The organism is bacterium (assembly GCA_026398675.1).
Lineage (GTDB): Bacteria > RBG-13-66-14 > RBG-13-66-14 > RBG-13-66-14 > RBG-13-66-14 > RBG-13-66-14.
This window is the reverse complement of record JAPLSK010000101.1, coordinates 1-7,534: the sequence shown is the minus strand read 5'-3', so window position 1 is coordinate 7,534 and position 7,534 is coordinate 1. Positions and strand designations below refer to the sequence as shown.

General features: G+C 66.4%; 8 protein-coding genes. All 8 read left to right on the top strand.

From position 1 onward, the window contains the following. Positions 1-369: energy-coupling factor ABC transporter permease (locus tag NTW26_02300; GenBank protein ID MCX7021104.1), on the top strand; the 369-nt coding region annotated here is incomplete at its 5' end. Further along, positions 366-659, top strand: a complete 294-nt coding sequence (locus NTW26_02295) for a PDGLE domain-containing protein (GenBank protein MCX7021103.1) — start codon at positions 366-368, stop codon at positions 657-659. The genes NTW26_02300 and NTW26_02295, both read left to right, overlap by 4 nt. Positions 660-827: 168 nt before the next feature. Next, positions 828-1,571 carry an energy-coupling factor transporter transmembrane component T gene (locus NTW26_02290; protein MCX7021102.1) on the top strand — a complete coding sequence of 248 codons (744 nt, stop codon included), beginning with the start codon at positions 828-830 and terminating at the stop codon, positions 1,569-1,571. Then, entirely contained in the window at positions 1,564-2,277 is a 714-nt protein-coding gene (locus NTW26_02285) for an ABC transporter ATP-binding protein (GenBank protein ID MCX7021101.1), read from the top strand. The genes NTW26_02290 and NTW26_02285 overlap by 8 nt, the downstream gene beginning before the upstream one ends. 77 nt (positions 2,278-2,354) lie before the next feature. Next, positions 2,355-2,798, top strand: coding sequence for a cyclic nucleotide-binding domain-containing protein (locus NTW26_02280; GenBank protein ID MCX7021100.1), 444 nt, complete (start codon positions 2,355-2,357; stop codon positions 2,796-2,798). A 593-nt stretch (positions 2,799-3,391) separates the two neighbouring features. Next, on the top strand, positions 3,392-4,657 hold the full coding sequence (gene tyrS / locus NTW26_02275) for a tyrosine--tRNA ligase (protein ID MCX7021099.1): 1,266 nt from the start codon (positions 3,392-3,394) through the stop codon (positions 4,655-4,657). A gap of 515 nt (positions 4,658-5,172) precedes the next feature. Further along, a complete protein-coding gene (locus NTW26_02270) occupies positions 5,173-5,880 on the top strand; it encodes a hypothetical protein (protein MCX7021098.1) in 708 nt (235 codons plus the stop codon). Between the two features lie 388 nt (positions 5,881-6,268). Beyond that, a complete protein-coding gene (locus NTW26_02265; GenBank protein MCX7021097.1) occupies positions 6,269-7,111 on the top strand; it encodes a transposase in 843 nt (280 codons plus the stop codon). The last annotated feature ends 423 nt before the right edge of the window (positions 7,112-7,534 follow it).

The following is a 7,534-nucleotide window of genomic DNA, read 5'->3' as shown; positions in this document are numbered from 1 at the left end:
GTCCAGTGCCTCCTCTTCGCCGACGGCGGCGTCACGGCGCTGGGGCTCAACACCCTGGCCATGGGCGTGACCGGCGCCCTCGTCGGGTACGCCCTCTACCGGCTCGTCGGCGGGGAAACCCCCTCGGGCTGGCGCCGCAGGGCGGCCGCCTTCACCGCCGGATTCGGCGCCACCGTGGTCGCCTCCGCGGTGACCTCCACCGCCATCTGCCTCTCCACCCCCTACCCCCCCGCGACCGTCTTCGGTCTCATGGTCGGATTCCACGCCCTGGTGGGCGTCGGCGAGGGGGTCATCACCGCCCTGGTGGTGGAGGTGCTGCACGGGGCGGGAGTCCTGGAGCGGCGGCCGGAAGGGGAGGTGGCGCGATGAAGCGGCTCACCATCGGCCTCATCGTCCTGGGAGCCCTGGCGCTGGTCGCGGCGCTGGTCAGCCCCCTGGCCTCGTCCTGCCCCGACGGCCTCGAGGCGACCGTGGCGCGGGCGGGCGGGGATGAAACCGCCGGGGAAGGCGGGCACCTGGTGGACTCGCCCTGGCCCGACTACGACGCGGGCGGCGACGGCTCCGCCGGCTCCACCATCCTGTCCGGCATCCTCGGCGCCGCAGTCACCCTCGCCCTCGGCCTCGGCCTGGCGAAGCTCTTGTCGCGGAAAAAAGCCTAGCTATTTCGTGCCCGCGATTGCGCATCGTAAGACCGACCCCGCTCGGGTCGGTCTCGCGTAGATGAAAAATACCGAGATGCCTAAAATTGCGTGCTTGCATCGGAGACGCTCGATGCGCGGGACGGCAATCGGCCTCGCGTCTTTTTTCTTTGTAGGCGGGATGGGCCGATGAGCCCCTGCGAAACCCTGGAAACCGGCCCGGCGCGTCCGCGTCCCCACATCGCCCTGGGCGGGGCGATAGCCACGGCCTTTGCCGCGGCGGCACTCCCCGCGGGCGAGCTCGCGGGCGCCGGCATCGTCGCCGGGCTGCTCCTGGTAAATTGGATATTCCTGAAACCCCGACCCCGGGGGCTCCTGCGCTGGTTCCTCCGGGGCGTGGGCATCCTGACGCTCATCACCGCCGCCACCCCCTTCTTCGGCCCGGGAACCCCGGTCGGCAGCTTTCTCGGCCTGACGGTCTACCGGGAGGGGCTCCTTTTGTGGGCCTCCATCGTCTCCCGCGGAATGGTGGCCGTCCTGGCGGTGGGGGCCGCCGTCTCCGCGCTGGGCGCCAACGGGACGGTCATCGCCCTGGCCCGCTTTCCCCTGCCGCGCGTCATATCGGGCCTCTTCGCCGTGAGCTGGCTCCAGCTCCACCTCTTGGGGGAGGAGATGGCCCGGCGGAAGCGGGCGGTGGAGCTGCGGGGTCCGGACGCCGGGCGCGCCCTCCGGCGCCGGGCGCTGGGGGGGACCCTGGGCGCCGTGTTCAAAAAGAGCCTGGACCGGGGGCATAGGCTCGGGCTGGCCATGTGCCTGCGCGGCGACGGCGAGCCGACATTCACCAAAGGAGCCCCGCTCCGAGACCTGGACTGGATTTACATGGTAGTCGCCATCCTGCCGTTCGGCGTCACACTCTGGACCTACCTTGACTGACGAACCCACCGCCTCTACGCTCTCGATCAAACACCTGGGCTTCCGCTACCCCGAGGGCCCCACGGTGCTTGCGGGCGTGGACCTCCGGCTCGCTGCCGGGGAACGCGTGGCGCTTATGGGCGGGAACGGCGCCGGGAAGTCCACCCTTCTCTCGTGCCTGCCCGCCGCGCTGCCCTACTCCGGGCGCCTGGCAGTGGACGGGCTGGAGGCCAGGGGGAACGAAAAGGCCGTCCGGGAGAAGATCGGGCTGGTGTTCCAGGACCCCGGCGACATGCTCTTCGCCCCCTCCTGCCGTGAGGAGGTGGCCTACGGGCCGCTTTGCCGGAAGTGGCCGGCGGAGGAAATAGAGGAGGAGGTCCACGGCTGGCTCCACTGGGCCGCCCTAGCGGACAAGGCGGACGTCCCGCCGTTCCGCCTGTCCTACGGCGAAAGGCGGCGCCTCTGTCTGGCGGCGGTGATGATCTGCCGCCCGAGCCTGCTGGCCCTGGACGAGCCGGCGGCCATGCTCGACCCCGCGGCGGTCCGCGACCTGGCCCTGCTCCTGGTCTCGCTGCCCCAGACCATGCTCCTCGCCACCCACGACCTGGGGTTCGCGGAAAAAGTGGCCGACCGCGCCGCGGTCCTGGCCGGGGGGAGGGTCGTTTACGACGGGGACCTCTCCGGCCTGCGCGACCACCCGGACCTGGCCGCCTGGCGCCTGGGGTGAGCCCTATTCACCTCCGCCCCGATGTTCTATAATCCGCAGAGAAAACCTGCCGAACGGCTCGCCGAACGGGGGAGGCCATGGATACCAACGATCTGGCGCGGATTCAGCTCTTCGCCAACCTGGAGCAGGAGCAGCTCGAAAAGATCGTGGGGCTGTTGCACCGGCTCGAGGTGCAGCCGGAGAACGAGATCGTCGTCGAGGGCGAGACCGGTCAGCGGCTCTACATCATCGTCGAGGGCACGGCCCAGGTGCGGCAGGTGCTGGACACCGACCGGGCCAAGGTGCTGGCCTCCCTGGGGAAGGGGAATTTCTTCGGCGAGCTGGCGCTGCTGGATTCGGGGCCCCGCTCGGCCAGCGTGGTCGCCATGACCCCCTGCGAGCTCTATTACCTGGACCGGGACGAGTTCATGGACCTGTTACGCAAGTACCCCGAGATGGCGATAAAGCTGGCCCAGACGCTGGCCGGTCGCCTGCGCCGCGCCAACCGGCAGATAAAGGACCTCTCGCTCTACACGCTCTGACCCGCCCCCTTCCGGGACGTTAAGACGGCGGGGACTAAAGTCCCCGCCCTACATTTACCCCCATCGCCCCTCTGGGGAGCGGCGCGCCGACGGGCCAGGGTGAGGGCTGCCATGTATCCCCTCCCCCCTTTGGGGGGAGGGTCGGGGAGAGGGGTGAAGCGGCGGCCCGCATGTCCCCTCTCCCTTTTAGGGAGAGGGCAGGGTGAGGGTAAGGGTCTATGCGGCGGGGTTAGGAACCGAGCGAAGCGAGCTATGCCCCTGGCAAAACCCCGCCCTACGTTTAGGGAAAGGGCTGGGGTGAGAGTCGAGGCCGGGAACGTTAAAACGGCGGCCCGCGGTCTCCCTCTCCCTGTGGGAGAGGGATAAAGGGTGAGGGCTACCTTATAAGAAAACGGGCGGACCTGAAGGTCCGCCCCTACATCATCGCGGCGAGGTACGAGCCGGGTTAATGGGCGACGACATACCCGTCCCCGGTGGCGCCGGGGGCGCCGTTGTTATAGAATCACCCCGGAAGAACCCCGGCCGTCTTCGAATCGGTCCGCAGCAAACCCGGACCGCTCCCGACTATGGAAACGAAACCCCAAGGCGCGCAATTGAGCGAAATCAAACCAGAGCTGGACCGCATCCTCTTCGGCCTGGTGGATTGCATCACCGCCGAGGAACTGGAAAAGCGCCTCGTAAAAAGGCGCTCCGAGGGCAGGCCCCTCAAGCTCAAGTTTGGGGCCGACCCCAGCGCCCCGGACATCCACCTCGGGCACGCGGTCCCGTTGAGAAAACTGCGCCAGATGCAGGAGATGGGCCACCACGTGGACTTCGTCATCGGCGACTTCACGGGGATGATCGGCGACCCCACCGGCCGCAGCAAGACCCGCCCCGCCCTCTCCCGCGAGGAGATACTGGCCAATGCGAAGACCTACGAGGAGCAGGTCTACAAGATTCTCCTCCCGGAGCGGACCACCATCCGGTTCAACTCCGAGTGGAGCGACAAGCTCTCCTTCAGCGACGTCATCCGGCTGGCGGCCAAGTACACCGTGGCCGGGATGCTGGAGCGCAACGACTACCGCCAGCGCTACAACGAGGGGCTGCCCGTGGGGGTCCACGAGTTCCTCTACCCCCTGGCCCAGGCCTACGACTCGGTGGTGCTGGAGACGGACATCGAGATAGGCGGCACCGACCAGCTCTTCAACTTCATCTGCACCCGGGACATCATGGGCCGCTCCGGGGTCGAGCCGGAGATAGTCATCACCGTGCCGCTTCTGGTGGGGACCGACGGCGTGGAGAAGATGAGCAAATCCCTGGGGAACTATATCGGCATCAGCGAACCGCCCGAGGAGATGTACGGCAAGACGATGAGCATCCCGGACACGCAGATCGTCAAGTATTTCACCCTGGCGACGGATGTGGAGCCGTCGGAGGTCCGGCGGATGGAGGAGGGGATGGCGTCCGGCGGGATGAATCCTCGGGACGCGAAGGCGCGGCTGGCGCGGGAGATAGTCGCGCTCTACCACGGCGCCGCCGCCGCCCGCAAGGCCGAGGAGCACTTCGAGACCGTCTTCCGCCAGAAAGAGATTCCCGATGAGGTCGAGGAGTTCACCGTCACCCCCGGGAATAACTGGATTTGCGCCGTCATCAAAGACGCGGGGATGGCCAAGAGTAACAGCGACGCGCGGCGGCTGATCCAGCAGGGCGGGGTGAAAATCAACGGGGAAAAGGTGTCCGACGTAGACCTGAAGCTGGACCCGAAAAGGGACCACGGAGTCGTGCTGCAAGTGGGGAAGCGGCGGTTCGTCGCGCTGAAATTTTCCCCTCCTCCACAAATAATACCAGGACCAATCCTGGGGGAAGATGACGAATTGTAGTGTTGGTTCGTCGGTTATATTTTCGGTCAACTCCTGTAGGGCTTTCGATTAAATGTAGGGCGGGGACTTTAGTCCCCGCCGCATTTTTCAAAGGCAGCCCTCACCCTAGCCCGTCGGCGCGCCGCTCCCACGGGGAGAGGGAGACCGCTTCGCCCCCCTCCCTGACCCTCTTAAATGTAGGGCGGGGACTTTAGTCCCCGCCGCTTTTTTCAATGGCAGCCCTCACCCTTTGTCCCTCTCCCGGAGGGAGAGGGAAACCGCGGGCCGCCGCTTTGCCCCCCAAACCCCCGACCCTCACCCTAGCCCCTAGGCGAGCCTCTCCCTGAAAGGGAGAGGGGACCGCTGCACCCCCCTCCCTAACCCGTAGGCGCGCCTCCCCCCGGAGGGGGGAGGGGACATGCGGGCGACCGTGGACGGTCGTCCCTACGTTTGACCGTGGGGGGGAATCGGCCAGATGTGGTAAAATGCGGGGCGTAACTCTATCAGACCTCACCACACCCCCGGATGGAGGTCCGTTGAAACATCTCCTCGTCACCGCCCTCGTGCTCACTCTGGTGGCCGCCGCCGCCCAAGCCGAGGACGAGTTCTTCAACGAGCGCTACATCCAGGTCACCGCCGGCGTCGCCCTATTCCCCACCATGACCTGCGTCGTTCTGACCGAGTACGACTACCGCGAGATACCGAGCTACGAATTCCTGGATCACCAGGTTTTCGGGGGCTCGTTCAAGGTCCTCTTCCCCATCCGGGAGTGGATCAAGCTCGGCGCCCAGGTCAATTACGCCGTCCTCGACTACCCCTACGTAGACCCGGGGAGGATGTCGAGCGAGTTCGACCTCCACGTCGCGGCCACGCTGCTCTCGCTCCAGGCGTCCTTCTCGCTCTTCTATAACGACTGGATAGACTTGATGATCATCCCGCAGCTCTACTACTACGGTGGGGGGCAGGAGCCGCAGAACATGGTTCCCGGCCTGGAGGGCTACAACGACCTCCTCACCCGCACCTCGATAGAATGGCAGGGGGTGGGCATCGGGGGATCCCTGGCGGCGGATTTCTACTTCGGCGACATTTTCCTGCACCTCGAGGGCGGCTGGCTCCAGGGCGGGGTGGACGTGGAGCGTCTACTCTGGAAGAACGAGACCGACACGGAGCCGGCGATCTACCTGGACCCCTCCTCGGAGATGGGCAACGTCATCTTCTCCGCGGGCGTCGGCTACTTCTTCTAGGCGCCCGCCAGAGGCCGATGCGCCGGACCACCTAGACCGTGTGAGCCGCCACGCTGTACCGAGTGTGGCGGCTCTTCCACGCGCCGACCCGACCGCCCTTGAAAAAAAGGCTTGACAGGAAAATTTCCCCTGCTAGAATCACGGAAATTTTAGCGCACGGCATTCGGGCACGAGAAGGGGCGCTTCTGCCGGCGACGAGTAAAAAACGCCTTCCCGGGAAAAGTTCGACCGGCCCGGGTTCAACCGCTCTCGAAGGGGATTTTCTCCCCTTTTTTTTAGGCCGCCGGAGCAGGCCGCCGTCACGGAAGGGCTCGGCGGGCCCGGCTTTCACCACTCCGGCGGGGGGCTCCCCCCCTTTTTTTAAAACCCCAAGGGAAGGAAGGACGAGATGCAGGACGCGAAACGGTTCCACGACGCCACGACGCGGCTGAGGAAAATTTTCGTCGAGCGGGGCTTCATCGAGGTCCCCGTGCAGTCGCGGCTGTCCATCCTGGCCGCCTGCGAGGACCCCTACACGGTGAGCGTTTTCACCTTCGCGGGCCGGACCTGGCCCCTGCCGCAGACGGGGCAGATGTGGCTGGAGTACGAGCTTCTGACCCACCCCCGGTGGCCCGGCGTCTTCTGCGCAAGCACGTCATACCGCAACGAGCCCCGCCCGATTCCGGGCAGGCACGACCTCGTCTTCCCCATGTTCGAGTTCGAGGCGCAAGGGGACGTGGCCGACCTGGTGGCCCTCGAGAAGGAGTTGGTACACGACCTGGGGATGGGCGAGCCCCGCACCATGGAGTACGACGAGGTGTGCGGGAAGTACGGCTCGGCGGCCGTCGGGGCGCGGGAGGAGGAGCTGCTGGAACGGGAGTACGGTTGCCCCATCGTCCTGACCCGGTTCCCCTTCCGGTCGCACCCGTTCTGGAACATGAAGGAGATCGGGGACAGGCTCTTCAACAAGGTTGACGTCATCCTCCACGGGATGGAGACCATCGGCAGCGCGGAGAGGAGCTGCAACCCCGACGAGATGCGGGCCAACTTCCACGGCGTCAGCCACGGGAAGTACGCGGAGAAGCTCTTCGAGCTTTTCGGGCGGGAGAGGGTGATGCGGGAGCTGGACGCCTACCTGGCCCTGGAGATGTTCCCGCGGTTCGGGGGTGGAATCGGCGTGACGCGGCTCGCCCGGGCGTTGGGGCTGGAGGAGGAAAAGGGGGTTCGTAATGAGCGGTTTGCGATGACGTAGGGGCGGGGCTCCGTCCCCGCCCGCGGGCCGACCTAAAGGTCGGCCCCTACGAGGTTGACACACGATTCAATCAAATCCCGTAGGGCGGGGTTTCCTAACCCCGCCGCTTTCACACCCGACCCTCACCCTAACCCTCTCCCTAAAAGGGAGAGGGGATAGGCGGCAACCCTCACCCCGGCCCGTGCCTTGCTGCGATGACGTAGGGGCGGGCCTCCAGACCCGCCCGCGGGCCGACCTAAAGGTCGGCCCCTACGAGGGTGACGCACGATTCAATCAAATCCCGTAGGGCGGGGATTCCTATCCCCGCCGCTTTCACCCCTCACCCTAACCCTCTCCCCAGAGGGGAGAGGGGACCGCTGCACCTGTTAACCCCCCCCAGGCCCCGCTACGTTGCGATGACGTAGGGGCGGGTGTCTACACCCG

What these genes read in the sequence shown, in the direction of transcription:
- NTW26_02295 (MCX7021103.1), top strand. Translation starts at nt 366, where the DNA reads ATGAAGCGGCTCACCATCGGCCTCATCGTCCTGGGAGCCCTGGCGCTG.
- NTW26_02290 (MCX7021102.1), top strand. Translation starts at nt 828, where the DNA reads ATGAGCCCCTGCGAAACCCTGGAAACCGGCCCGGCGCGTCCGCGTCCC.
- NTW26_02280 (MCX7021100.1), top strand. Translation starts at nt 2,355, where the DNA reads ATGGATACCAACGATCTGGCGCGGATTCAGCTCTTCGCCAACCTGGAG.
- NTW26_02265 (MCX7021097.1), top strand. Translation starts at nt 6,269, where the DNA reads ATGCAGGACGCGAAACGGTTCCACGACGCCACGACGCGGCTGAGGAAA.